This window comes from Paucibacter aquatile (genome assembly GCF_002885975.1).
GTDB classification, from domain to species: Bacteria; Pseudomonadota; Gammaproteobacteria; order Burkholderiales; family Burkholderiaceae_C; genus Paucibacter_A; species Paucibacter_A aquatilis.
This window is the reverse complement of record NZ_POSP01000001.1, coordinates 1-26,510: the sequence shown is the minus strand read 5'-3', so window position 1 is coordinate 26,510 and position 26,510 is coordinate 1. Positions and strand designations below refer to the sequence as shown.

At 59.1% G+C, this 26,510-nt stretch carries 13 protein-coding genes, 4 tRNA genes, 8 rRNA genes and 2 riboswitches; of the genes, 10 read left to right on the top strand and 15 right to left on the bottom strand.

Translation table 11 applies throughout. The annotated features are described in order from the left end of the window. Positions 1-39: 39 nt before the first annotated feature. From C1O66_RS00120 to C1O66_RS00105, 4 genes are all read left to right on the top strand, one after another. Entirely contained in the window at positions 40-1,818 is a 1,779-nt protein-coding gene (locus tag C1O66_RS00120) for a diguanylate cyclase (RefSeq protein ID WP_102765999.1), read from the top strand. Positions 1,819-1,877: 59 nt separating this feature from the next. After that, positions 1,878-1,971: riboswitch (glycine riboswitch) on the top strand. A 1-nt stretch (position 1,972) separates the two neighbouring features. Beyond that, positions 1,973-2,091, top strand: a riboswitch (glycine riboswitch). A gap of 172 nt (positions 2,092-2,263) precedes the next feature. Further along, on the top strand, positions 2,264-3,571 hold the full coding sequence (locus tag C1O66_RS00115) for a D-amino acid dehydrogenase (RefSeq protein WP_102765998.1): 1,308 nt from the start codon (positions 2,264-2,266) through the stop codon (positions 3,569-3,571). A 169-nt stretch (positions 3,572-3,740) separates the two neighbouring features. Further along, the gene (fusA, locus tag C1O66_RS00110) at positions 3,741-5,846 is read left to right on the top strand and encodes an elongation factor G (protein WP_102765997.1); all 2,106 of its coding nucleotides are present in this window, start codon (positions 3,741-3,743) and stop codon (positions 5,844-5,846) included. 130 nt (positions 5,847-5,976) lie between these two features. After that, on the top strand, positions 5,977-6,591 hold the full coding sequence (locus C1O66_RS00105; RefSeq protein ID WP_102765996.1) for a hypothetical protein: 615 nt from the start codon (positions 5,977-5,979) through the stop codon (positions 6,589-6,591). Between the two features lie 494 nt (positions 6,592-7,085). Here C1O66_RS00105 and C1O66_RS23465 read toward each other — a convergent pair whose 3' ends face one another. Next, positions 7,086-7,322, bottom strand: coding sequence for a hypothetical protein (locus C1O66_RS23465; RefSeq protein ID WP_133155051.1), 237 nt, complete (start codon positions 7,320-7,322; stop codon positions 7,086-7,088). Between C1O66_RS23465 and C1O66_RS23460 the strand changes: the two genes are divergently transcribed. The 4 genes from C1O66_RS23460 (at position 7,321) to C1O66_RS00085 (ending at position 9,518) form a co-directional block, all read left to right on the top strand. Beyond that, positions 7,321-7,515, top strand: coding sequence for a hypothetical protein (locus tag C1O66_RS23460; protein WP_133155050.1), 195 nt, complete (start codon positions 7,321-7,323; stop codon positions 7,513-7,515). The genes C1O66_RS23465 and C1O66_RS23460 overlap by 2 nt on opposite strands. 36 nt (positions 7,516-7,551) lie before the next feature. Beyond that, positions 7,552-7,818 (top strand): hypothetical protein, encoded by a 267-nt coding sequence (locus C1O66_RS00095; protein ID WP_243392644.1) that lies wholly within the window; start codon positions 7,552-7,554, stop codon positions 7,816-7,818. Between the two features lie 232 nt (positions 7,819-8,050). Further along, complete coding sequence (locus tag C1O66_RS00090) at positions 8,051-8,893, top strand: HDOD domain-containing protein (RefSeq protein WP_102765994.1); 843 nt, start codon at positions 8,051-8,053, stop codon at positions 8,891-8,893. Then, positions 8,880-9,518: a methyltransferase domain-containing protein gene (locus C1O66_RS00085; protein WP_102765993.1), complete on the top strand. Its 639-nt coding sequence runs from the start codon at positions 8,880-8,882 to the stop codon at positions 9,516-9,518. The genes C1O66_RS00090 and C1O66_RS00085 overlap by 14 nt, the downstream gene beginning before the upstream one ends. 28 nt (positions 9,519-9,546) lie before the next feature. On the opposite strand, the gene C1O66_RS00080 is transcribed toward C1O66_RS00085, so the two are convergent. Beyond that, complete coding sequence (locus C1O66_RS00080; RefSeq protein WP_102765992.1) at positions 9,547-10,029, bottom strand: Lrp/AsnC family transcriptional regulator; 483 nt, start codon at positions 10,027-10,029, stop codon at positions 9,547-9,549. Positions 10,030-10,151: 122 nt separating this feature from the next. Here C1O66_RS00080 and hppD point away from each other — a divergent pair, with 122 nt between their 5' ends. Continuing rightward, a complete protein-coding gene (gene hppD / locus C1O66_RS00075; protein WP_102765991.1) occupies positions 10,152-11,276 on the top strand; it encodes a 4-hydroxyphenylpyruvate dioxygenase in 1,125 nt (374 codons plus the stop codon). 105 nt (positions 11,277-11,381) lie between these two features. Here hppD and C1O66_RS00070 read toward each other — a convergent pair whose 3' ends face one another. Beyond that, a complete protein-coding gene (locus C1O66_RS00070; RefSeq protein WP_102765990.1) occupies positions 11,382-12,302 on the bottom strand; it encodes an esterase/lipase family protein in 921 nt (306 codons plus the stop codon). A gap of 58 nt (positions 12,303-12,360) precedes the next feature. Between C1O66_RS00070 and C1O66_RS00065 the strand changes: the two genes are divergently transcribed. Next, positions 12,361-13,107 (top strand): FFLEELY motif protein, encoded by a 747-nt coding sequence (locus C1O66_RS00065; RefSeq protein ID WP_165794403.1) that lies wholly within the window; start codon positions 12,361-12,363, stop codon positions 13,105-13,107. A gap of 139 nt (positions 13,108-13,246) precedes the next feature. Here C1O66_RS00065 and rrf (C1O66_RS00060) read toward each other — a convergent pair. The 12 genes from rrf (C1O66_RS00060) to C1O66_RS00005 all read right to left on the bottom strand — a co-directional run. Next, a 5S ribosomal RNA gene (gene rrf / locus C1O66_RS00060) occupies positions 13,247-13,359 on the bottom strand. 239 nt (positions 13,360-13,598) lie between these two features. Beyond that, a 23S ribosomal RNA gene (locus C1O66_RS00055) occupies positions 13,599-16,480 on the bottom strand. Between the two features lie 343 nt (positions 16,481-16,823). Then, a tRNA-Ala gene (locus C1O66_RS00050) sits at positions 16,824-16,899 on the bottom strand. A gap of 18 nt (positions 16,900-16,917) precedes the next feature. Then, positions 16,918-16,994, bottom strand: a tRNA-Ile gene (locus C1O66_RS00045). 182 nt (positions 16,995-17,176) lie between these two features. Further along, positions 17,177-18,700 (bottom strand): 16S ribosomal RNA (locus tag C1O66_RS00040). A 485-nt stretch (positions 18,701-19,185) separates the two neighbouring features. Continuing rightward, positions 19,186-19,298: ribosomal RNA gene (rrf, locus tag C1O66_RS00035) — 5S ribosomal RNA — on the bottom strand. Between the two features lie 239 nt (positions 19,299-19,537). Further along, positions 19,538-22,418 (bottom strand): 23S ribosomal RNA (locus C1O66_RS00030). Between the two features lie 343 nt (positions 22,419-22,761). Beyond that, positions 22,762-22,837: transfer RNA gene (locus tag C1O66_RS00025), tRNA-Ala, on the bottom strand. A gap of 18 nt (positions 22,838-22,855) precedes the next feature. Beyond that, positions 22,856-22,932, bottom strand: a tRNA-Ile gene (locus C1O66_RS00020). Positions 22,933-23,114: 182 nt separating this feature from the next. After that, positions 23,115-24,635: ribosomal RNA gene (locus tag C1O66_RS00015) — 16S ribosomal RNA — on the bottom strand. A 480-nt stretch (positions 24,636-25,115) separates the two neighbouring features. Beyond that, positions 25,116-25,229 (bottom strand): 5S ribosomal RNA (gene rrf, locus C1O66_RS00010). A 235-nt stretch (positions 25,230-25,464) separates the two neighbouring features. Next, a 23S ribosomal RNA gene (locus tag C1O66_RS00005) occupies positions 25,465-26,510 on the bottom strand; the annotation flags it as partial.

The following is a 26,510-nucleotide window of genomic DNA, read 5'->3' as shown; positions in this document are numbered from 1 at the left end:
AGTGCCAGGCGGCAAGCCCGAGACCTTGAACGCCGGCCGATGAAAGCCCGAGCACAGCCTCCCTGCCGCCCCCGGCTCACGCCGGAGCAGGTGGACGCGCTGAATGCCGAAGCCTACGCGCTGCGCATGTCGGACACGCCGCGGGCCTTGCGTCTGGCGCAGCAGGCCCATGAGCAGGCCCTGGCCATCGACCACCCGCGCGGCCTGGCCTATGCCTTGCTGCGCTGGAGCCTGTGCGAGTTCATCCTGGGCCAGCCGGTGGCGCCACTGCAAGCCCGACTGGATCGGGCCCACAGCCTGCTGGAGGCGCTGGGCGAGATCGATGGCCATCTGGATGCCTTGAACTTGCAGGCCCTGATACAGGCCCGCCAAGGCGACTATGAACAGGCCCTGCATTTGGACCAGCGAGCCCTGGAACTCGCCCGCCTCCACCAGGCCAGTCATGCCGAATCTCGCGCCCTGAACAATATGGCGGTGACCCGCCTCACGCAGGGCCAATTCCCGGAGGCCCTCGAGTTGCTTCAGCTCAGCCTCGCACTGGCCGAGCACAACGGCTCCATCGTCGATCAGGCCTATGCCCTGGGTCAGATGGGCCAGGTGCTGCAAGGCATTGGTGAGATGGACTTGGCCGCGGAGCATCTTCAGCGCAGCCTGCACTGCGCACGCCAGACCCAGGACCTGGCGCGCCAGGCCACCAGCGCGCTGGACCTGGGCACACTGCTGAGCAAACTCGGCCAGCATGCCGAGGCTTGCCTTCTTCTGGACGAAGCGCTGACCCTGTCGCGGCGCACCGGCAATGTCAACGATCTCGGCCAGGCACTGCTGGGCCTGGGCCAGTCCTGCCTGGCGCGAGGGGCAGTGGACGCGGCCCTGGCCGCCTTCGAAGAAGCCCGGCCGCTGGCCCTGAGCGTGGGCGACAGCCCTTCGCTGTGCAGCATCGAGATGGGCCTGGCCGACGTGTGGCAAGCCCGAAACGATCTGCCGCAAGCCCAGGGCGCCCTGGAACGCGCACTGGCTCATGCCACGAAAGGCCGGCTCACCGCCCTGGCAAGCCAGGCTCATCGGGCCCTGTCCGAGCTGGCCGAGCGGCGAGCCGATCACGCCCTGGCCCTGCAGCACTACAAGGCCCACCATGCCTGCGAACAACGCCTGCTGGGCGAGCACTCGCAGCAGCGCCTGCGCGGCCTGTTCGTGCGCCAGCAGGCCCAGGCCCTGAGCCAGGAATTGCAGGCAGCCCGACAGGCGGATCAGGAAAAGCAGGCCTTGCTGACGCAACTCTCGGCGCAAGCCGACTTGCTGCGCCAGCTCAGCCATGAGGACGCCCTGACCGGCCTGGCCAATCGCCGCTGGCTGGACCTGCTGCTTGAACAGGAGTGCGAGCGCGCGGCGCGCTTTCGCCACCCGCTCAGCCTGGCCATGCTGGACCTCGATCACTTCAAGGCCGTCAACGACCGCTTCGGCCATGCGGTGGGCGATGCCGTGCTGCGCCAGCTTGCTCGCCTGCTGCGTGACCACTGCCGGCGCGCCGATGTGGTGGCGCGTTATGGCGGCGAGGAGTTCACCCTGATCCTGGTGGAGGCCCCCCTGCCCCTGGCCAGCCAGCTCTGCGACAAGCTGCGCCAGCAGATCGAGCGCTTTGACTGGCGCAGCCTGCACCCCGATCTGCATGGCATCACCGTCAGCATGGGCCTGGCCGGCAACGCCGAAGCCCACACGCCCGAAGCCTTGTGCGCCCTGGCCGATGAGCGCCTCTACCAAGCCAAGGGCGAGGGCCGAAACTGTGTCCGTCCGACCGGACTCCTGGCCGACTCTCGCTGATCCCAGGGCTGCCCCGCATTTGCCCTGACTTCGCATACAGGCAAGCCCGTCTACACTGCACACCGGATTCAGGAGAGTGCAGGCCCGCTTTGGACCCTGCCGCCGAAGGCGCAAGCTCCCATACTCGCTCAGGCCCCGTACTGGATCCGTCAACAAGCCGAATGCTGGAGAGAGCGGCCCGCGCAGACGATGCGCAAGCCGCCACCGAAGGAGCAAGGCCATGCCCCCGGGGCGCGGCTGAATCTCTCAGGTAACAGGGACAGCGGGAGCGGCGCGCGTCAAGCGCACGCTCTTGCTGCCATTGCCCGATCTGTGCTCTGCCCGGCTCGCGCCCCACCCTGGGGTGCCTCACCTGCCTGGAACGAAACACAGCCCGCGCTGGGCCTGGGCGTACGCCTGCGCGTCTCACTCAACGGTCTGTTTGTCTTGTTTCAGGAGTGCACACATGCACGCAATCGTCCTGGGCGCCGGGGTCACCGGCGTCACCACCGCCTGGTATCTGCGCCAAGCGGGTTTTGAAGTCACCGTGATCGACCGCCAGCCCGCGGCCGGCCTGGAAACCAGCTATGCCAACGGCGGCCAGATTTCCGTCTCGCATGCCGAGCCCTGGGCCAACCCGGGCGCGCCGCTCAAGGTCTTGAAATGGCTGATGAAGGAGGATGCGCCCCTGCTCTTCCGCCTGCGCGCCGACCCGGCCCAGTGGCGCTGGGGCCTGCAGTTCCTGCGCGAATGCACGCCGGGCCGCACCGCCCACAACATCCGCAACATCGTCAATCTGGGCCTCTACAGCCGCGAGCAGCTGCAGCGCCTGCGCGCCGCCACCGGCATCGCCTACGACCAGCGCCAGCAAGGCATCCTGCACTTCTACACCAGCGAGCAGGAGTACGCCGCTGCGCAGGAGCCGGCCCGCATCATGCGCGAGCAAGGCTGCGAGCTGGACATGAAAACGCCCGAGGAATGCGTGGCCATCGAGCCGGCGCTGGCGCAATGCCGCGCGCAGATCGTCGGCGGCAGCATGACGCCCAGCGACGAGTCGGGCGACGCCCATCGCTTCACCCAGGCACTGGCCGCCCTGGCCGAGCAGGCCGGGGTGAAGTTCCGCTATCAGACGCGTGTGCTGGGCTGCGAGCGCGAGGGCCAGGATCTGGCGCGGGTGATCGTGGCCGATGCGAACGGTGAAATCGAGCGCCTGACCGCCGACCGCTTTGTGCTTTGCCTGGGCTCCTTCAGCCGCGGCCTGGCGCGCGAGCTGGGCGTGTCGCTCAACATCTACCCGGCCAAGGGCTACTCGATGACGCTGCCGGTGATCTCGCCCGCGCACAGCTACCAGGTCTCGCTGACCGACGACGAGTACAAGCTGGTGTTCTCGCGCCTGGGTGATCGCCTGCGCGTGGCCGGCACGGCCGAGCTCAATGGCTATGACAGCACGCTCAATCTGCGCCGCTGCGAGGCCTTGCTGCGGCGCACGCGCGAGCTGTTCCCGCAGATGGTGGCGCCCGAGGGCCAGCCCAGCGGCGCCCAGTACTGGACCGGCCTGCGCCCGGCCACGCCCTCCAACCTGCCTTACATCGGCGCCAGCCGCGTTGGCCGCCTCTTCCTCAACACCGGGCACGGCACCCTAGGCTGGACGCACAGCTGCGGCTCGGCCGCGGCCCTGGCGGACCTGATCTGCGGCCGCCGGCCCGAGCTGGATTACGCCTTCTGCGGGCCTGAGCTCGGCGCCTGGGCCGGCCGGGCGCAAGCGGCCACTTGAGCGAACCGGCCCAAGCCCGCCGGCGCGGGCCTTGTAAGCCGGCCGGGCTTCCTCTACCCTGAGGCCAGAGCCGAGCGGACCCCTCCCCTGCGTCAAAGCCCGGCACCGCGCACGCATCCATCACCGCGCCCCACAAAAGCCGGGGCGCCGGAGAGCCAAGGAGACTGCCATGAGCCCGAGCCCGAACGGCGACGCCAGCCGCGCCCCATCCGCCACCGGTGCGCCCCAGTCGCACCTTTCGCCAGCGGTCGCGGCCCTGCGCAGCCTGGCCCTGGTCGGCCCCGCGGCGGCGGGCAAGACCAGCTTGCTGGAGGCCTTGCTGCTGCAGGCCGGCGCCATCACCCAGGCCGGCACGGTGGAGCGCGGCAACACCGTCAGCGATTTCGACCCGCTGGAGCGCCGCTACCAGCATTCCCTGCACAGCAGCGTGGTGCATCTGGAGCATGGCGGCGTGCGCATCCACGCCATCGACACGCCCGGGGCGGCCGATTTCATCGGCCAGTCTCTGCCAGCGCTGGAGGCGGTGGACACGGCGGTGCTGGTGCTCAACGCGCAAAGCGGGCTGGAGCCCATGGCCAGCAAGATGATGGAGACCGCCGCTCAGCGCGGCCTGTGCCGGCTGATCGTGATCAACAAGATCGATCTGGCCGAGCTCGACCTGCCAGGCCTGCTGGCGCAGATCCGCACGGTGTTCGGGCGCGAATGCCTGCCCCTGAACCTGCCGGCCGAAGGCGGGCGGCGCGTGCTGGACTGCTTTTACAACATCATCGGCCAGGCCGATTTTTCCTCGGTGGGCCTGGCGCACCAGGCCCTGGTCGAGCAGGTGGTGGAGGTGGATGCCGCGTTTGTGGATCGTTATCTCAGCGAAGGCGATGTCGACCCGCGCGAGCTTCACGTGCCGCTGGAGCAGGCCTTGCGTGAGGGGCACCTGATCCCGGTCTGCTTCACCTCGGCGCGCAGCGGCGCCGGCGTGGCCGAGCTGCTCGATGTGATCGAGCGCCTGCTGCCGAACCCGGCCGAAGGCAACCCGCCCCTGTTCCTGCGCGGCGAGGGCCCCGAGGCCCTGCCCCTGCAAGCCTTGCCCGAGCCCAGCGCCCATGTGCTGGCCCATGTGTTCAAGATCATCTCCGACCCCTACCTCGGCAAGATGGGCGTGATGCGCGTGCACCAGGGCACGCTGCGCCGCCACAGCCAGCTCTTCATCGGCTCGGCACGCAAGCCATTCCGCGTCGGCCACCTCTTCCTGCTGCAGGGCGGCCGGCATGTCGAGGTGGAGCAGGCCCTACCGGGCGAGCTCTGCGCCATCGCCAAGGTCGACGACCTGCACTACGACGCTGTGTTGCACGACGCGCCCGAGGATGCCCACATCCATCTGCGCCCGCTGGACTTCCCCGTGCCCGTGCATGGCATGGCCATCCGCCCGGTGCGCCATGGCGACGAGCAAAAGCTCTGGGAGCAGTTGAGCCGCCTGGTCGAGGAAGACCCCTGCCTGCGCCTGGACCAGGCCGGCCAAACCCAGGAGACGGTGATCTATGGTCTGGGTGAGCTGCACCTGCGCCTGCTGCTGGAGCGCCTGCGTGAGAGCTACAAATTCGAGCTGCACACCCAACCGCCCCGCGTGGCCTACCGCGAGACCATCTCGGCCGCGGCCGAAGGGCACTACCGCCACAAGAAGCAGAGCGGCGGCGCCGGCCAGTTCGGCGAGGTCTATCTGCGCGTGGAGCCGCTGGCGCGCGGCGCGGGCTTTGAGTTCGTCGACGCGGTCAAGGGCGGCACCATCCCGGGGCAGTTCATGCCGGCCGTGGAGAAAGGCGTGCGCTCGGCCCTGGACACCGGTGTGGTGGCGGGCTACCCGCTGGTGGACCTGCGGGTGACGGTGTTCGACGGCAAGCACCATTCGGTGGACAGCAAGGAGGTGGCCTTTGTCACCGCCGGCCGGCGCGCCCTGATCGCCGCGGTCCAGGAAGCTCGGCCCCTGGTGCTGGAACCCGTGGTGCATCTGGAAGTCCAGGCACCGGAAGCCGCGATCGGCGACATCACCGGCGATCTGGCCGCCCGGCGCGGCCAGGTCAACGGCACCGACAGCCCTTGGCCAGGCCGCAGCATCGTGCGCGGCCTGGCGCCGCTGGCCGAACTGAGCCAGTACCAGAGCCGGCTCAATGCCCTGAGCAGCGGCCAGGGTCGCTACAGCGTGCGGCTCTCTCACTACGAAGCGGTGCCGCCCCACACGCAAAGCCAGCTGATCGCGGCCTACCAGGCACAGGAAGAAGACTGAAGCCTGGCCGAACCGAAGGCATCGACTCTTTATCAAAAAGTCAAAATAGCCGCGACACACTCCGCGCGGGGCAGGCAGACGCTGAGCCCCGCCCCGGCAAGCCGGATGAACGAGGCTTTATCATAGAGGGATGTCATCCGCCCCCCGGGACGTCGCCCAGATCCGCTTGGACAACGCGATGCTCCTGTTCGAAGAATTCGTCGCCGTCTCCGTCAAGCACCCCGATCCCGCCACCTTGCGTGGGCTGGAGCGGCGCTTTGCCGAGCGTTTGCAGATCCAGCCCAGTTACTGGAGCCAGATCAAGAGTCGCTCGCGCCAGATCGGCGAGCGCCTGGCGCGCCAGTTCGAGCAGCTCTTCCACAAGCCCCTGGGCTGGATGGATCAGAGCCACGCCGCCGGCGAGCCCGAGCCAGCCAGCCTAGAGCGTGAGGCCACGCCCAGCGTGCCGCAGGACGATGACGAGCGCTTCATCGTCGGCCTGGTGCTGACCTACTACCGCCGCCACCCGCAGCGCGCCCGCACGCGCCTGCTGGACCTGCTCGGCGAGGTGCTGACGCCGCCGCAAGAAGCGCCACCAGCCGGCAAACTGGCGGCCACCGGGCCCGGCAAGTCGGCACCCTTGCCGGTCTTGCCCGCCAGCCCACCCTCGCGTGGCCCGGCGCCGGCCACCGGCGGTGCGGCCGAGCTCGATGAGTGGCGCCGCCTGCAACAAGGCATTGCGCCACTGAAACCGAAGAAGCGCTGAACGCAGCACTCGAGCCACGCAGCGGACTTGGCACAAGTGCCCGTGCCAGTGCCTGCGCCGGCGTCGCGATCGATCGCACCGAGGTGCACGTCTCCGCCCCGCAGCCGAGCCGCCATCAACGCCGCTTGGCGGGTCCATCCACCCCACACATCGGCCTGAATCCAGCCCCCGCCTCGTGGCCGGGCGGAACTCGTGCCGTGGCGGCTTGCGCACATTTCTTTATCTCTTTTGATAAAAAGTATATGCACAAGATAAACAGTCGTTTATCATTTGCTCAAGCGAGCGGCTCGCGGCGCACCCCAAGCAAGGCGCCGCTCGTGAAGGTCCCCCTCCCCCTGTCTTAACCGGGAGCTGCCCGCCCCCGCTAGCGCTGGAGTCCAGCCAGGCACATCCCCGCCAAGGGATGCACCCCGGCGTCTCCACCCAGCGCCCTGCGATGCGCCGGCCCAGTGCCCACCGTCGCTCGGTCCGCACCGAGTCTTTCGCGAGTCAGTTCAAGCGTTCTCTGCGCCTTGCTCGGCACTGAAGCGATTCAGCGCCACCAGGCCGAGCCGCTGCATGGAGTTCCGGCCGGTGCCTGCCCTGGAGGGCAGCGCCATGCCCCAGATGGTTTGGTTTCTTGTTGGCTGCACCCAGTCGAGCCGCCGCATGGCCAAAACCAATGTTTCGGTCTTTTTCTTGACCTTGCCCCCAACCGGGCGCGCTGTACGGCGCCCAGGAGATTGCCACATGACCCAGTTCACCTCACCCCGCCCGCTGAACCTGCGCCTGCAGAAGCCCTGCAATCCGCTGGTGGCGCCGGCGCTGATGCGACAGGCAGGCAAACACGGCCACCAGCAACACGAGGTTCGCCTGCGCCAAGCCGCGCAACGCGAGCTGCGACAAGAAATCTTGCGCGTCGGCAGGCCCGACGCCAGCCCCTGAATCCAAGGCCTTGCGAGGCCGAAGTGGAGACCCATCATGATGCGTTTGCGAGAACTGAACGGCCCGGACGTGACGGCCGAAGACTACGAGATCACCCATGAAGCCTGGCGCTGGCGCGCCGCCCGCGTGCTGCTGAGTGCCAGTGCCGGGCTGACCCGCCTGGCCCTGCTGGTGCATCAGGTGCGCGCCGTGCGCCGGCGCCGGCCCGAACTGGAGTTCTATGCGGAGGCGGGCGCGCCGGAAGGTGCGCTCTACGCCGATGGGATGCGGGTGGGCACCTTGCCCGGAGTGAGGCGGCTTTAGCGGCGCTCACCTACCCCAAGTGAGCCCAGCGCCGGCACCGGCGCAGCCAAGCAAGCAGCCGCGGGATCCGCTGCGCGGCATCCGTTGATGCTCGGCCGGACGAAACCGATGGGCGCGGGCGCGCACAAGTGCACGGCAGATGCGACGGCGGGTGTGCGGGCGGCGGCCGCGGGTTTCAAGATGAAGCTCCGGCCGCCGATATACGATCCAACACCTTTTGCCCAAGCCCGCCATGTCTGCGCCAGTCCCGATGCCTCCGCTGCGCCAAGCGCCGCCCGATTTGCCCAGTTGGGTGGCGCTGTTCCGTGACGCCGAAATCCCGGTGCTGGCCGAGACCGCCGATGCGCTGGAACTGCTGCGCGCCAATGAAGACGCGGTGGACGCCAACAGCCTCGGCGAGATGATCGCCACCGATCCGCTGATGACGCTCAAGGTCTTGGCCCATGCCGCCGCGCACCGCTCCAGCCGCCTGCAGACCGATGCGGAAACGGTGACCGCGGCCCTGGTGCTGATGGGCATCACGCCCTTTTTCCGTGACTTCGGGCCCCAGCCCACGGTCGAGGATCAGCTGGCCAGCACACCCTATGCCCTGGACGGTTTGCAACGCGTGTTGCGCCGCGCCGACCGGGCCGCGCGCTTTGCACTCGGCTTTGCCGTGCACCGCCTGGACCCGGATGCCGCGGTCATCCACAGCGCGGCCTTGCTGCATGATTTCGCCGAGATGCTGCTGTGGATCCACGCGCCGGAACTGGCCCAGCACATCCGGCTGCGCCAGCAAGCCGACCGACATCTGCGCAGCGTGGCGGTCCAAAAGGAAGTGCTGCACATCGAGCTGGCCGATCTCGAGCAGGCCTTGATGCAGGCCTGGCGCCTGCCCGAACTGCTGCGCCACATCACCAATGACAAGCGCGCCAACGACCCGCAGGTGCTGTGCGTCAAGCTGGCCGTGCGCCTGGCTCGCCACACGGCCGATGGCTGGGACGATGAGGCGGTCCCGGACGATCTGAGCGAAATCGCCGCCCTGCTGAACCTGAGTCTGGAAGCCACGCTGAAGTTGCTGCATGAGTTCGACTGACACGCCGCCCACCGCCAAACCCGCCGGCCCTTCCCAAGCCTTCTGGCAGGAGCGCTTTGAGCAGGGCCAGACGCCCTGGGACCGAGGCGAGGCCCACCCGCAGCTGCGGGCCTGGCTGGCGCAGGGCTTGCTGCAAGACGGGCACGCCATCGCCATCCCAGGCTGCGGCCGGGGGCATGAGCTGCGCCTGCTGGGCGAAGCTGGCATTGCCGCCGTGGGCCTGGACTACACACCTGCCGCCGTCGAATTGGCACGAGCGCAACTGGGCTGCCTTCCGGGCCGCGTGGAGCTGGCCGATGTGCTGGCCTGGCAGCCGCCCGAGGCGCTGGACCGCGTGTACGAACAAACCTGCTTGTGCGCCCTGCATCCGGATCACTGGCTGCGCTACGCGGAACAGCTGCACCGTTGGCTCAAGCCCGGCGGGCTGTTGCTCTCCTTGTTCATGCAGGCGCGCCGTGACAGCGCCGGCAGTGGCGTGCTCGAAGGGCCGCCCTACCATGGCGACATCAACGCCATGCGCGCCTTGTTCCCCGCTTCTCGTTGGGACTGGCCGGCGCCCCCTTACCCGATCACGCCACATGGCCAAGGCTGGGCCGAGCTGGGCGTGGCGCTGCGCCGGCGCTGAAACTCAGCGCGTGGCCGCAGCCCGGGGCTCACACCGGCACGGCGGTGGTGTTCTTGACCCGGTCCAGCACAAAGCTGGTTTTGCAGTCCTGCACGCTGGGATGTTTGAGCAGGGTCTCGGTGATGAAGCGGGCGTAATGCGCCATGTCCTGCACCACCACACGCAGCAAGTAGTCCATATCGCCGGTCAAGGCCGCGCATTCCACCACTTCCGGCCAGGTCTGAACGGCGGCGCGGAACAGGTCCATGGGGTTGCGCTTGTGGCTCTCGGTGTGCTTTTCGAGCCGCACATTGATGTAGGCCGTCAGCCCCAGGCCGACCCGCTCGGGCGGCACCAAGGCCACATAGGCTGAGATGGCGCCGGATTCCTCCAGGCGGCGCACCCGGCGCAGCACGGCCGAGGCGGAGAGATTGACCTGGGCAGCCAGGGCATCGTATGTGACGCGCCCGTCAACTTGCAACGCCCTCAAAATGCGTCGATCAATCGTGTCGAGCTGGATCTCGTTTTCCATCTTCAGGTTCTCCGCAGTATTGCTGCGCGCATCGCGACGGCGCCGCGAGTTTTAGCATGAATCCTGCGCCCACTCCAGCCTACAGTCTTGACCCATCGTAAGACTTTTCAGAAAGAGACATCATGGCCTTCACACCATGGGACAACCCGATGGGCACCAATGGCTTCGAGTTCATTGAATTCGCTGCGCCGGAACCCGCTGCCCTGGGCAAGCTGTTCGAAACCATGGGCTTCACCGCCGTGGCTCGCCATCGCCAGAAGAACGTCACCCTGTACCGTCAGGGCGATGTGAACTTCATCATCAACGCCGAGACCGACTCTTTTGCCCAGCGCTTTGCGCGCCTGCACGGCCCGTCCATCTGCGCCATTGCCTTCCGCGTCAATGACGCGGCCTACGCCTACCAGCGCGCGCTGGAGCTGGGCGCCTGGGGCTTTGACAACAAGGCCGGCCCGATGGAGCTGAACATCCCAGCCATCAAGGGCATTGGGGATTCGCTGATTTATTTCGTCGACCGCTGGCAAGGCAAGGATGGCGCCCCGGACGGCGCCATCGGCAACATCAGCATCTACGACGTCGACTTCGTGCCCTTGCTGGATGCCGAGGGCAAGCCGGTCGAGTCCAAACCGGTCGGCCATGGCCTGACCTACATCGACCACCTGACCCACAACGTCTTCCGTGGCCGGATGAAGGAGTGGGCCGATTTCTACGAGCGCCTGTTCAACTTCCGCGAAGTGCGCTACTTCGACATCGAGGGCAAGCTGACCGGCCTCAAGTCCAAGGCCATGACCAGCCCCTGCGGCAAGATCCGCATCCCGATCAACGAAAGCAGCGACGACAAGAGCCAGATCGCCGAATACCTGGACCTCTACCACGGCGAGGGCATCCAGCACGTGGCTCTGGGCACTGACCACATCTACTCGACCGTCGAGAAGATGAAGGGCACGGGCGTGGTGTTCCAGGACACCATCAACACCTACTTCGACCTGATCGACAAACGCCTGCCAGGCCATGGCGAAAACGTGGAAGAGCTGCGCCGCCTGCGCATCCTGATCGACGGCGCCGCCCACCTGGACGCGCCAAACGAGTTGCTGCTGCAGATCTTCACCAAGGAAGTGATCGGCCCGATCTTCTTCGAGATCATCCAGCGCAAGGGCAATGAAGGTTTCGGCGAAGGCAATTTCAAGGCCTTGTTCGAAAGCATCGAGCTCGACCAGATCCGCCGCGGCGTCCTCAAGGCAGAGGACTGATCTTCAGCCTGCGGATCGATTCCGTCTGTCCCGGGTGAAGTCACACAGCCTTACCCGCGGACTTGAGCCCCGAGCAGCATTGCGCTGCCTGGGGCTTTTTTCTGTTCATGCGGCCAAAGCCGCACCCGACTCGGGCTCCAACTGCAGCAGACGCCACACATCCTGTTGGATCTGCGGATGGAAAACCAAGCCTAAGTGTCCCGTGGACTCAATCTCGATGGAGCGCGCGCCCGGCAAACGAGCGCTCTCCACCGGGCAGACGATCTGGTCACAGCGCGAGTAGTAGCAATCCATTTCTCCTGCTACAGCAGGACCTTCTTGAGCTGCCAGCTCCGCCAGCCATTTGCTGTGACGGCGCATTTCTTGCCCGTTGCGCCCTCGGCCCAAGCGGGCGAGCAAGGTGCCCGCGTGCGGCGTGCCAAGCGTCAGAATGCGCGCCACCCGGCCTTCGCGCCCCTGCTTTCGGTACCAAGCGCGCACTGCCAGCCCGCCCATGCTGTGGGCGACCACCAGCGGTTCCACACCGGGATAGCGCTGTTCGAACTCTGAAACAGCGTGCTCAATGCTCTGCGCATACTCATCGATCGACCCAAAGGCTGGCTCCATCGTCAACGCCCGGACAGGCACCCCCGACGCCGACAAGCCGCGCAACCAAGAGTTCCAAAGGCCCCGATTGCAGGTGTAGCCGTGCAGAAGCAACAGCGGTCGAAAGCGTCCAGAGTCCGGTGGGCTGGTATCGGGCCACCGGGCATGAGCGAACGGCTGCTGCCATGCAAACACCATATCAAGGGCCAACAACTCGATCCACCACGCGCGAATCAGAGCCCTCCAGCTAGGCGGCTCCTTGCGATTCACCCATCGTAGTGCGGCGAACGACAAGGCCATGATGGGCGCGTGAGCCCAGAAGACCAGGACCGAAAGACCAAACTCTAGACCCCAACCATAGGCCCGCCAGATCAGGGTCATCACAGCCGCAGTGGCCAACAGACGCAAGAAGAATTGCAAACGTTGCAGTTTCGCGTTCATGGCCCCAGTGTAGGCGGGAGAAAATGGCAAACTTCCGGCTTCCACGAGTCCAAGGACGATGTCCCGCCCACATTCCGAGACGATTCTTTCCCATCTGCATGAGGTTGAACGGCAGCGCGAATATCGACTGAGCATCCCAGGTCTGCCGCAAATGACCGAACAACTGAAGCAGTTTCAACAAATGCGCTTTCGCCGCAGCTATGCCGATCTGCTCGCGCATCCGCGCTACACAGGCGCGGCACAGTTCTTTCTTGACCATCTCTATGGCCCGGGCGACTTCAGTCGTAGAGACGCACAGTTCGCACGCGTGGTGCCAACCGTGGTTCGACTCTTCCCGAATGACGTGGTGAGCACAGTGGCGAAGCTTGCCGAACTGCACGCCCTGTCGGAAGACCTGGACACTCGGATGGCTGAAGAACTATTTGCCGACGGGTGTCCGATCTCCCCAGAGGCCTACCTTCAGGCTTGGCAAAAGACCGGCATGCGCGAACAACGAGAGATGCAGATTGAATTGACCATCCAGATCGGCGCCGAACTCGAGCGATTGACCCGCAAGCCTTTACTCCGCCAAGCATTGCGCATGATGCGAGGCCCGGCCGGCGCAGCGGGGCTGACCGAACTGCAGAGTTTCCTTGAAGTCGGTTTCGACACCTTCAGAGCCATGAAAGGCGCAGATGAGTTCCTGAGCACCGTGGATCGTCGAGAACGGACCTTGTGCGACGCATTGTTCGAGACGTCAATTCTGGGACGGAGCGCGAAAGAGAACTCCGACCTTGCCCAAATCAGGCGGTACTTTTCGGCGTGACCCTTCTGGGCATGGACAACGAACACCGATTCGCCAGCGTCGGAGATCCACAACGATGCAACGTTGAACCACGCAACGTCGGCTCCACAAAGCAAAACGCCCCCGATTCTTTCGAACCGGGGGCGCTGCTTAGATATTAGCCTGACGATGACCTACTTTCACACGGGAACCCGCACTATCATCGGCGCTGAGGCATTTCACTGTCCTGTTCGGGATGGGAAGGAGTGGGACCGCCTCGCTATGGTCATCAGGCTTAACTGGTTGGCTTGCTGAAGTCTCGTCAGAGATTTTCAACAGGCCCAATTTGTAGAGCTGCGCAGTATACATGAGTTCGTCATGTATTGCACTTCGAATCAGCTGGTTTTGATTGCGTTCACACGTTGGATCATTTCGTTGAATGATCTGACTTCTGAAGAACGGTATAACTTGTGTCCTCAATAATCCTTGATCAGATCGGCTGATGTTTCCATCGCCTGAACTGTCAAAGTTATAGGGTCAAGCCTCACGGGCAATTAGTACTGGTTAGCTTAACGCATTACTGCGCTTCCACACCCAGCCTATCAACGTCCTGGTCTCGAACGACCCTTCAGGGGGCTCAAGGCCCCGGCAAGACTCATCTTGAGACGAGTTTCCCGCTTAGATGCTTTCAGCGGTTATCTCTTCCGCACTTAGCTACTCGGCGATGCCACTGGCGTGACAACCGATACACCAGAGGTGCGTCCACTCCGGTCCTCTCGTACTAGGAGCAGGCTCTCTCAATCTTGCAGCGCCCACGGAAGATAGGGACCAAACTGTCTCACGACGTTTTAAACCCAGCTCACGTACCTCTTTAAATGGCGAACAGCCATACCCTTGGGACCGGCTACAGCCCCAGGATGAGATGAGCCGACATCGAGGTGCCAAACACCGCCGTCGATATGAACTCTTGGGCGGTATCAGCCTGTTATCCCCAGAGTACCTTTTATCCGTTGAGCGATGGCCCTTCCATACAGAACCACCGGATCACTTTGTCCTACTTTCGTACCTGCTCGACTTGTCAGTCTCGCAGTCAAGCACGCTTATGCCAATGCACTATCAACACGATTTCCGACCGTATTTAGCGTACCTTCGAACTCCTCCGTTACACTTTGGGAGGAGACCGCCCCAGTCAAACTGCCCACCATACACTGTCCCCAATCCCGATAAGGGACCAAGGTTAGAACCTCAAACACACCAGGGTGGTATTTCAACGTTGGCTCCATGAGAACTAGCGTCCTCACTTCAAAGCCTCCCACCTATCCTACACAGATCTGTTCAAAGTCCAATGTAAAGCTACAGTAAAGGTTCATGGGGTCTTTCCGTCTTTCCGCGGGGAGATTGCATCATCACAAACATTTCAACTTCGCTGAGTCTCTGGAGGAGACAGTGTGGCCATCATTACTCCATTCGTGCAGGTCGGAACTTACCCGACAAGGAATTTCGCTACCTTAGGACCGTTATAGTTACGGCCGCCGTTTACTGGGACTTCAGTCAAGAGCTTGCACCCCATCATTTAATCTTCCAGCACCGGGCAGGAGTCACACCCTATACGTCGACTTTCGTCTTTGCAGAGTGCTGTGTTTTTAATAAACAGTTGCAGCCACCGATTCTCTGCGGCCCCATTCTGCTTCGAGAGTAAATCTCTACACATACTAGAGGCACACCTTCTTCCGAAGTTACGGTGTCAATTTGCCGAGTTCCTTCTCCAGAGTTCTCTCAAGCGCCTTAGAATACTCATCTCGCGCACCAGTGTCGGTTTGCGGTACGGTCGTCAATAGCTGAAGCTTAGTGGCTTTTCCTGGAAGCAGGGTATCACTCACTTCGTCTGCAAGCAGACTCGTTATCACGCCTCATCTAAGCTCTCCGGATTTGCCTAAAGAGCACGACTACACGCTTGAACCAACTATTCCAACAGTTGGCTGAGCTAACCTTCTCCGTCCCCACATCGCACTATTGATCGGTACAGGAATATTTACCTGTTTCCCATCAGCTACGCATCTCTGCCTCGCCTTAGGGGCCGACTCACCCTACGCCGATGAACGTTGCGTAGGAAACCTTGCGCTTTCGGCGAGGGGGCTTTTCACCCCCTTTAACGCTACTCATGTCAGCATTCGCACTTCTGATACCTCCAGCAGGCTTCACAACCCACCTTCACAGGCTTACAGAACGCTCTCCTACCACGTGCAATAAATTGCACATCCGCAGCTTCGGTAACTGGCTTAGCCCCGTTACATCTTCCGCGCAGGACGACTCGATCAGTGAGCTATTACGCTTTCTTTAAATGATGGCTGCTTCTAAGCCAACATCCTGACTGTTTTAGCCTTCCCACTTCGTTTCCCACTTAGCCAATTTTGGGGACCTTAGCTGGCGGTCTGGGTTGTTTCCCTCTTGAGTCCGGACGTTAGCACCCGGTGCTCTGTCTCCCAAGCTGTACTCATCGGTATTCGGAGTTTGCAATGGTTTGGTAAGTCGCCATGACCCCCTAGCCATAACAGTGCTCTACCCCCGATGGTAATACTTGAGGCACTACCTAAATAGTTTTCGGAGAGAACCAGCTATTTCCAAGTTTGTTTAGCCTTTCACCCCTATCCACAGCTCATCCGCTAATTTTGCAACATTAGTCGGTTCGGACCTCCAGCACCTGTTACGGTACCTTCATCCTGGCCATGGATAGATCACTTGGTTTCGGGTCTACACCCAGCGACTAATTCGCCCTATTCGGACTCGATTTCTCTACGGCTTCCCTATTCGGTTAACCTCGCCACTGAATGTAAGTCGCTGACCCATTATACAAAAGGTACGCAGTCACCCTTGCGGGCTCCTACTTTTTGTATGCATGCGGTTTCAGGATCTATTTCACTCCCCTCCCGGGGTTCTTTTCGCCTTTCCCTCACGGTACTAGTTCACTATCGGTCGATTACGAGTATTTAGCCTTGGAGGATGGTCCCCCCATATTCAGACAGGATTTCTCGTGTCCCGCCCTACTTGTCTTACGCTTAGTTCCACACCGCAGCATTTCTCATACGGGGCTATCACCCGCTATGGCCGGACTTTCCATTCCGTTCTGATATACACGATGCTAAAACGTAAAGGCTACTCCAATTTCGCTCGCCGCTACTTTCGGAATCTCGGTTGATGTCTTTTCCTCGAGCTACTGAGATGTTTCAGTTCACCCGGTTCGCCACAATGACCTATGTATTCAGTCAGAGTTACCCCTCGCGGGGTGGGTTTCCCCATTCGGAAATCTCCGGATCAAAGCTAATTTGCCAGCTCCCCGAAGCTTATCGCAGGCTATCACGTCCTTCGTCGCCTGTAATCGCCAAGGCATCCACCACATGCACTTAGTCACTTGACCCTATAACTTTGACAGCGCTGACTGCACTGTCGTCAAGGACTCGTACAGAGCCTCTCAGCTCCATACGTTTATTGAGTATTCACGCGTTACGCCGTTCTTCATACCTAAACAATTTCTTGCTCAGTTGAAGTCTTGTGTTTGACGCAATCAAAAGCTACTAGCGGCACGGTACGCTCACCCCCTTTACGAGATGGCGCTTTCCGCTAGCAGCGCTGATTCGACTCTACAAATTGTTAAAGAACAACAGCCGACTCTTTCGAGCCTTATGACTGACAAACCAGAACAACCGCTCACGCCTTCGCGCAACGGATGCTTTGGTTTGTCAACCATGGCACAGAGTAATTGGTGGAGGATGACGGGATCGAACCGACGACCCCCTGCTTGCAAAGCAGGTGCTCTCCCAGCTGAGCTAATCCCCCGGGATCTCTTCAAATCCGTGGTGGGTCTGGCTGGATTCGAACCAGCGACCCCCGCCTTATCAAGACGGTGCTCTAACCGACTGAGCTACAGACCCACGCGTTTCTTGCGTGCACTGCCTCTCAGTAACGCTCGCCTGTTGAGGCCAGCTCGGCAGGCTCACGCTATTACTCTGATGTTGTATTCACAGCCGATAAGTGTGGGCGCTTAAAAATGAGTCATGTGGATCTCGCTGGTCATCTGCTGCATGCAGCAAACAACTGCTCGACCATTTTCTAGAAAGGAGGTGATCCAGCCGCACCTTCCGATACGGCTACCTTGTTACGACTTCACCCCAGTCACGAACCCTGCCGTGGTAATCGCCCCCCTTGCGGTTAGGCTAACTACTTCTGGCAGAACCCGCTCCCATGGTGTGACGGGCGGTGTGTACAAGACCCGGGAACGTATTCACCGCGGCAAGCTGATCCGCGATTACTAGCGATTCCGACTTCACGCAGTCGAGTTGCAGACTACGATCCGGACTACGACCGGTTTTCTGGGATTAGCTCCCCCTCGCGGGTTGGCAGCCCTCTGTACCGGCCATTGTATGACGTGTGTAGCCCTACCCATAAGGGCCATGATGACCTGACGTCATCCCCACCTTCCTCCGGTTTGTCACCGGCAGTCTCATTAGAGTGCCCTTTCGTAGCAACTAATGACAAGGGTTGCGCTCGTTGCGGGACTTAACCCAACATCTCACGACACGAGCTGACGACGGCCATGCAGCACCTGTGTCCAGGTTCTCTTTCGAGCACTCCCACATCTCTGCAGGATTCCTGGCATGTCAAGGGTAGGTAAGGTTTTTCGCGTTGCATCGAATTAAACCACATCATCCACCGCTTGTGCGGGTCCCCGTCAATTCCTTTGAGTTTCAACCTTGCGGCCGTACTCCCCAGGCGGTCAACTTCACGCGTTAGCTACGTTACTGAGAAGAAACCCTCCCAACAACCAGTTGACATCGTTTAGGGCGTGGACTACCAGGGTATCTAATCCTGTTTGCTCCCCACGCTTTCGTGCATGAGCGTCAGTACAGGCCCAGGGGATTGCCTTCGCCATCGGTGTTCCTCCGCATATCTACGCATTTCACTGCTACACGCGGAATTCCATCCCCCTCTGCCGTACTCTAGCTATGCAGTCACAAAGGCAGTTCCCAGGTTGAGCCCGGGGATTTCACCTCTGTCTTGCATAACCGCCTGCGCACGCTTTACGCCCAGTAATTCCGATTAACGCTTGCACCCTACGTATTACCGCGGCTGCTGGCACGTAGTTAGCCGGTGCTTATTCTTCAGGTACCGTCATTAAGTCTCTGTATTAGAGAAACTCGTTTCTTCCCTGACAAAAGCGGTTTACAACCCGAAGGCCTTCTTCCCGCACGCGGCATGGCTGGATCAGACTTGCGTCCATTGTCCAAAATTCCCCACTGCTGCCTCCCGTAGGAGTCTGGGCCGTGTCTCAGTCCCAGTGTGGCTGGTCGTCCTCTCAGACCAGCTACAGATCGTCGCCTTGGTGGGCTTTTACCCCACCAACTAGCTAATCTGATATCGGCCGCTCCAATCGCGCGAGGCCTTACGGTCCCCCGCTTTCACCCTCAGGTCGTATGCGGTATTAGCCACTCTTTCGAGTAGTTATCCCCCACGACTGGGCACGTTCCGATACATTACTCACCCGTTCGCCACTCGTCAGCTTAACCTGTTACCGTTCGACTTGCATGTGTAAGGCATGCCGCCAGCGTTCAATCTGAGCCAGGATCAAACTCTACAGTTCGATCTTGATTTACTCAACGGAATCGACGAAACCATTTACATGATTCCATCTAATTTCCGTGAGCGTTTAAAGTCTAAGAGACTTGATACTCGTCACCGAGCATCAAAACTCACCTTCAAACGCCCACGCTTATCGGCTGTTAATTTTTAAAGAACCAAGAGAGCCAAGCTCATCTTGACAAGACCGACTTGCATCGAATCTTGCGCCTGTCGACTGCTTTGCAGCTCGTCAACAGCACAGAAGCGAGATTATGACTGATGTTTTCACTATCGTCAACACCTATTGCATGCGATTTTCATCAGCTTGCAACTTCTGCTCTGCTTACAACCAGGCCAAGCCCAGCTGGATCCACAGAGGCAAACGCTGCCACACACCAGGCAGACTTCGCTTGCATCTAGGGACCGAGTGCCCGACCTGCCTTAGCAGACCCACACTCAGAGACAGAAACGCCCGGCCATGTGACCGGGCGTTTTGCTTAGATATTAGCCTGACGATGACCTACTTTCACACGGGAACCCGCACTATCATCGGCGCTGAGGCATTTCACTGTCCTGTTCGGGATGGGAAGGAGTGGGACCGCCTCGCTATGGTCATCAGGCTTAACTGGTTGGCTTGCTGAAGTCTCGTCAGAGATTTTCAACAGGCCCAATTTGTAGAGCTGCGCAGTATACATGAGTTCGTCATGTATTGCACTTCGAATCAGCTGGTTTTGATTGCGTTCACACGTTGGATCATTTCGTTGAATGATCTGACTTCTGAAGAACGGTATAACTTGTGTCCTCAATAATCCTTGATCAGATCGGCTGATGTTTCCATCGCCTGAACTGTCAAAGTTATAGGGTCAAGCCTCACGGGCAATTAGTACTGGTTAGCTTAACGCATTACTGCGCTTCCACACCCAGCCTATCAACGTCCTGGTCTCGAACGACCCTTCAGGGGGCTCAAGGCCCCGGCAAGACTCATCTTGAGACGAGTTTCCCGCTTAGATGCTTTCAGCGGTTATCTCTTCCGCACTTAGCTACTCGGCGATGCCACTGGCGTGACAACCGATACACCAGAGGTGCGTCCACTCCGGTCCTCTCGTACTAGGAGCAGGCTCTCTCAATCTTGCAGCGCCCACGGAAGATAGGGACCAAACTGTCTCACGACGTTTTAAACCCAGCTCACGTACCTCTTTAAATGGCGAACAGCCATACCTTGGGACCGGCTACAGCCCCAGGATGAGATGAGCCGACATCGAGGTGCCAAACACCGCCGTCGATATGAACTCTTGGGCGGTATCAGCCTGTTATCCCCAGAGTACCTTTTATCCGTTGAGCGATGGCCCTTCCATACAGAACCACCGGATCACTTTGTCCTACTTTCGTACCTGCTCGACTTGTCAGTCTCGCAGTCAAGCACGCTTATGCCAATGCACTATCAACACGATTTCCGACCGTATTTAGCGTACCTTCGAACTCCTCCGTTACACTTTGGGAGGAGACCGCCCAGTCAAACTGCCCACCATACACTGTCCCCAATCCCGATAAGGGACCAAGGTTAGAACCTCAAACACACCAGGGTGGTATTTCAACGTTGGCTCCATGAGAACTAGCGTCCTCACTTCAAAGCCTCCCACCTATCCTACACAGATCTGTTCAAAGTCCAATGTAAAGCTACAGTAAAGGTTCATGGGGTCTTTCCGTCTTTCCGCGGGGAGATTGCATCATCACAAACATTTCAACTTCGCTGAGTCTCTGGAGGAGACAGTGTGGCCATCATTACTCCATTCGTGCAGGTCGGAACTTACCCGACAAGGAATTTCGCTACCTTAGGACCGTTATAGTTACGGCCGCCGTTTACTGGGACTTCAGTCAAGAGCTTGCACCCCATCATTTAATCTTCCCAGCACCGGGCAGGAGTCACACCCTATACGTCGACTTTCGTCTTTGCAGAGTGCTGTGTTTTTAATAAACAGTTGCAGCCACCGATTCTCTGCGGCCCCATTCTGCTTCGAGAGTAAATCTCTACACATACTAGAGGCACACCTTCTTCCGAAGTTACGGTGTCAATTTGCCGAGTTCCTTCTCCAGAGTTCTCTCAAGCGCCTTAGAATACTCATCTCGCGCACCAGTGTCGGTTTGCGGTACGGTCGTCAATAGCTGAAGCTTAGTGGCTTTTCCTGGAAGCAGGGTATCACTCACTTCGTCTGCAAGCAGACTCGTTATCACGCCTCATCTAAGCTCTCCGGATTTGCCTAAAGAGCACGACTACACGCTTGAACCAACTATTCCAACAGTTGGCTGAGCTAACCTTCTCCGTCCCCACATCGCACTATTGATCGGTACAGGAATATTTACCTGTTTCCCATCAGCTACGCATCTCTGCCTCGCCTTAGGGGCCGACTCACCCTACGCCGATGAACGTTGCGTAGGAAACCTTGCGCTTTCGGCGAGGGGGCTTTTCACCCCCTTTAACGCTACTCATGTCAGCATTCGCACTTCTGATACCTCCAGCAGGCTTCACAACCCACCTTCACAGGCTTACAGAACGCTCTCCTACCACGTGCAATAAATTGCACATCCGCAGCTTCGGTAACTGGCTTAGCCCCGTTACATCTTCCGCGCAGGACGACTCGATCAGTGAGCTATTACGCTTTCTTTAAATGATGGCTGCTTCTAAGCCAACATCCTGACTGTTTTAGCCTTCCCACTTCGTTTCCCACTTAGCCAATTTTGGGGACCTTAGCTGGCGGTCTGGGTTGTTTCCCTCTTGAGTCCGGACGTTAGCACCCGGTGCTCTGTCTCCCAAGCTGTACTCATCGGTATTCGGAGTTTGCAATGGTTTGGTAAGTCGCCATGACCCCCTAGCCATAACAGTGCTCTACCCCCGATGGTAATACTTGAGGCACTACCTAAATAGTTTTCGGAGAGAACCAGCTATTTCCAAGTTTGTTTAGCCTTTCACCCCTATCCACAGCTCATCCGCTAATTTTGCAACATTAGTCGGTTCGGACCTCCAGCACCTGTTACGGTACCTTCATCCTGGCCATGGATAGATCACTTGGTTTCGGGTCTACACCCAGCGACTAATTCGCCCTATTCGGACTCGATTTCTCTACGGCTTCCCTATTCGGTTAACCTCGCCACTGAATGTAAGTCGCTGACCCATTATACAAAAGGTACGCAGTCACCCTTGCGGGCTCCTACTTTTTGTATGCATGCGGTTTCAGGATCTATTTCACTCCCCTCCCGGGGTTCTTTTCGCCTTTCCCTCACGGTACTAGTTCACTATCGGTCGATTACGAGTATTTAGCCTTGGAGGATGGTCCCCCCATATTCAGACAGGATTTCTCGTGTCCCGCCCTACTTGTCTTACGCTTAGTTCCACACCGCAGCATTTCTCATACGGGGCTATCACCCGCTATGGCCGGACTTTCCATTCCGTTCTGATATACACGATGCTAAAACGTAAAGGCTACTCCAATTTCGCTCGCCGCTACTTTCGGAATCTCGGTTGATGTCTTTTCCTCGAGCTACTGAGATGTTTCAGTTCACCCGGTTCGCCACAATGACCTATGTATTCAGTCAGAGTTACCCCTCGCGGGGTGGGTTTCCCCATTCGGAAATCTCCGGATCAAAGCTAATTTGCCAGCTCCCCGAAGCTTATCGCAGGCTATCACGTCCTTCGTCGCCTGTAATCGCCAAGGCATCCACCACATGCACTTAGTCACTTGACCCTATAACTTTGACAGCGCTGACTGCACTGTCGTCAAGGACTCGTACAGAGCCTCTCAGCTCCATACGTTTATTGAGTATTCACGCGTTACGCCGTTCTTCATACCTAAACAATTTCTTGCTCAGTTGAAGTCTTGTGTTTGACGCAATCAAAAGCTACTAGCGGCACGGTACGCTCACCCCCTTTACGAGATGGCGCTTTCCGCTAGCAGCGCTGATTCGACTCTACAAATTGTTAAAGAACAACAGCCGACTCTTTCGAGCCTTATGACTGACAAACCAGAACAACCGCTCACGCCTTCGCGCAACGGATGCTTTGGTTTGTCAACCATGGCACAGAGTAATTGGTGGAGGATGACGGGATCGAACCGACGACCCCCTGCTTGCAAAGCAGGTGCTCTCCCAGCTGAGCTAATCCCCCGGGATCTCTTCAAATCCGTGGTGGGTCTGGCTGGATTCGAACCAGCGACCCCCGCCTTATCAAGACGGTGCTCTAACCGACTGAGCTACAGACCCACGCGTTTCTTGCGTGCACTGCCTCTCAGTAACGCTCGCCTGTTGAGGCCAGCTCGGCAGGCTCACGCTATTACTCTGATGTTGTATTCACAGCCGATAAGTGTGGGCGCTTAAAAATGAGTCATGTGGATCTCGCTGGTCATCTGCTGCATGCAGCAAACAACTGCTCGACCATTTTCTAGAAAGGAGGTGATCCAGCCGCACCTTCCGATACGGCTACCTTGTTACGACTTCACCCCAGTCACGAACCCTGCCGTGGTAATCGCCCCCTTGCGGTTAGGCTAACTACTTCTGGCAGAACCCGCTCCCATGGTGTGACGGGCGGTGTGTACAAGACCCGGGAACGTATTCACCGCGGCAAGCTGATCCGCGATTACTAGCGATTCCGACTTCACGCAGTCGAGTTGCAGACTACGATCCGGACTACGACCGGTTTTCTGGGATTAGCTCCCCCTCGCGGGTTGGCAGCCCTCTGTACCGGCCATTGTATGACGTGTGTAGCCCTACCCATAAGGGCCATGATGACCTGACGTCATCCCCACCTTCCTCCGGTTTGTCACCGGCAGTCTCATTAGAGTGCCCTTTCGTAGCAACTAATGACAAGGGTTGCGCTCGTTGCGGGACTTAACCCAACATCTCACGACACGAGCTGACGACGGCCATGCAGCACCTGTGTCCAGGTTCTCTTTCGAGCACTCCCACATCTCTGCAGGATTCCTGGCATGTCAAGGGTAGGTAAGGTTTTTCGCGTTGCATCGAATTAAACCACATCATCCACCGCTTGTGCGGGTCCCCGTCAATTCCTTTGAGTTTCAACCTTGCGGCCGTACTCCCCAGGCGGTCAACTTCACGCGTTAGCTACGTTACTGAGAAGAAACCCTCCCAACAACCAGTTGACATCGTTTAGGGCGTGGACTACCAGGGTATCTAATCCTGTTTGCTCCCCACGCTTTCGTGCATGAGCGTCAGTACAGGCCCAGGGGATTGCCTTCGCCATCGGTGTTCCTCCGCATATCTACGCATTTCACTGCTACACGCGGAATTCCATCCCCCTCTGCCGTACTCTAGCTATGCAGTCACAAAGGCAGTTCCCAGGTTGAGCCCGGGGATTTCACCTCTGTCTTGCATAACCGCCTGCGCACGCTTTACGCCCAGTAATTCCGATTAACGCTTGCACCCTACGTATTACCGCGGCTGCTGGCACGTAGTTAGCCGGTGCTTATTCTTCAGGTACCGTCATTAAGTCTCTGTATTAGAGAAACTCGTTTCTTCCCTGACAAAAGCGGTTTACAACCCGAAGGCCTTCTTCCCGCACGCGGCATGGCTGGATCAGACTTGCGTCCATTGTCCAAAATTCCCCACTGCTGCCTCCCGTAGGAGTCTGGGCCGTGTCTCAGTCCCAGTGTGGCTGGTCGTCCTCTCAGACCAGCTACAGATCGTCGCCTTGGTGGGCTTTACCCCACCAACTAGCTAATCTGATATCGGCCGCTCCAATCGCGCGAGGCCTTACGGTCCCCCGCTTTCACCCTCAGGTCGTATGCGGTATTAGCCACTCTTTCGAGTAGTTATCCCCCACGACTGGGCACGTTCCGATACATTACTCACCCGTTCGCCACTCGTCAGCTTAACCTGTTACCGTTCGACTTGCATGTGTAAGGCATGCCGCCAGCGTTCAATTGAGCCAGGATCAAACTCTACCAGTTCGATCTTGATTTACTCAACGGAATCGACGAAACCATTTACATGATTCCATCTAATTTCCCGTGAGCGTTTAAAGTCTAAGAGACTTGATACTCGTCACCGAGCATCAAAACTCACCTTCAAACGCCCACGCTTATCGGCTGTTAATTTTTAAAGAACCAAGAGAGCCAAGCTCATCTTGACAAGACCGACTTGCATCGAATCTTGCGCCTGTCGACTGCTTGCAGCTCGTCAACAGCACAGAAGCGAGATTATGACTGATGTTTTCACTATCGTCAACACCTATTGCATGCGATTTTCATCAGCTTGCAACTTCTGCTCTGCTTACAACCAGGCCAAGCCCAGCTGGATCCACAGAGGCAAACGCTGCCACACACCAGGCAGACTTCTTGCATCTAGGGACCGAGTGCCGACCTGCCTTAGCAGACCCACACTCAGAGACAGAAACGCCGGCATGTGACCGGGCGTTTGCTTAGATATTAGCCTGACGATGGACCTACTTTCACACGGGAACCCGCACTATCATCGGCGCTGAGGCATTTCACTGTCCTGTTCGGGATGGGAAGGAGTGGGACCGCCTCGCTATGGTCATCAGGCTTAACTGGTTGGCTTGCTGAAGTCTCGTCAGAGATTTTCAACAGGCCCAATTTGTAGAGCTGCGCAGTATACATGAGTTCGTCATGTATTGCACTTCGAATCAGCTGGTTTTGATTGCGTTCACACGTTGGATCATTCGTTGAATGATCTGACTTCTGAAGAACGGTATAACTTGGTCCTCAATAATCCTTGATCAGATCGGCTGATGTTCCATCGCTGAACTGTCAAAGTTATAGGGTCAAGCCTCACGGGCAATTATACTGGTTAGCTTAACGCATACTGCGCTTCCACACCCAGCTATCAACGTCCTGGTCTCGAACGACCCCTTCAGGGGGCTCAAGCCCCGGCAAGACTCATCTTGAGACGAGTTTCCCGCTTAGATGCTTTCAGCGGTTACTCTTCCGCACTTAGCTACTCGGCGATGCCACTGGCGTGACAACCGATACACCAGAGGTGCGTCCACTCCGGTCCTCTCGTACTAGGAGCAGGCTCTCTCAATCTTGCAGCGCCCACGGAAGATAGGGACCAAACTGTCTCACGACGTTTTAAACCCAGCTCACGTACCTCTTTAAATGGCGAACAGCCATACCCTTGGGACCGGCTACAGCCCCAGGATGAGATGAGCCGACATCGAGGTGCCAAACACCGCCGTCGATATGAACTCTTGGGCGGTATCAGCCTGTTATCCCCAGAGTACCTTTTATCCGTTGAGCGATGGCCCTTCCATACAGAACCACCGGATCACTTTGTCCTACTTTCGTACCTGCTCGACTTGTCAGTCTCGCAGTCAAGCACGCTTATGCCAATGCACTATCAACACGATTTCCGACCGTATTTAGCGTACCTTCGAACTCCTCCGTTACACTTTGGGAGGAGACCGCCCCAGTCAAACTGCCCACCATACACTGTCCCCAATCCGATAAGGGACCAAGGTTAGAACCTCAAACACACCAGGGTGGTATTTCAACGTTGGCTCCATGAGAACTAGCGTCCTCACTTCAAAGCCTCCCACCTATCCTACACAGATCTGTTCAAAGTCCAATGTAAAGCTACAGTAAAGGTTCATGGGGTCTTCCGTCTTTCCGCGGGGAGATTGCATCATCACAAACATTTCAACTTCGCTGAGTCTCTGGAGGAGACAGTGTGGCCATCATTACTCCATTCGTGCAGGTCGGAACTTACCCGACAAGGAATTTCGCTACCTTAGGACCGTTATAGTTACGGCCGCCGTTTACTGGGACTTCAGTCAAGAGCTTGCACCCCATCATTTAATCTTCCAG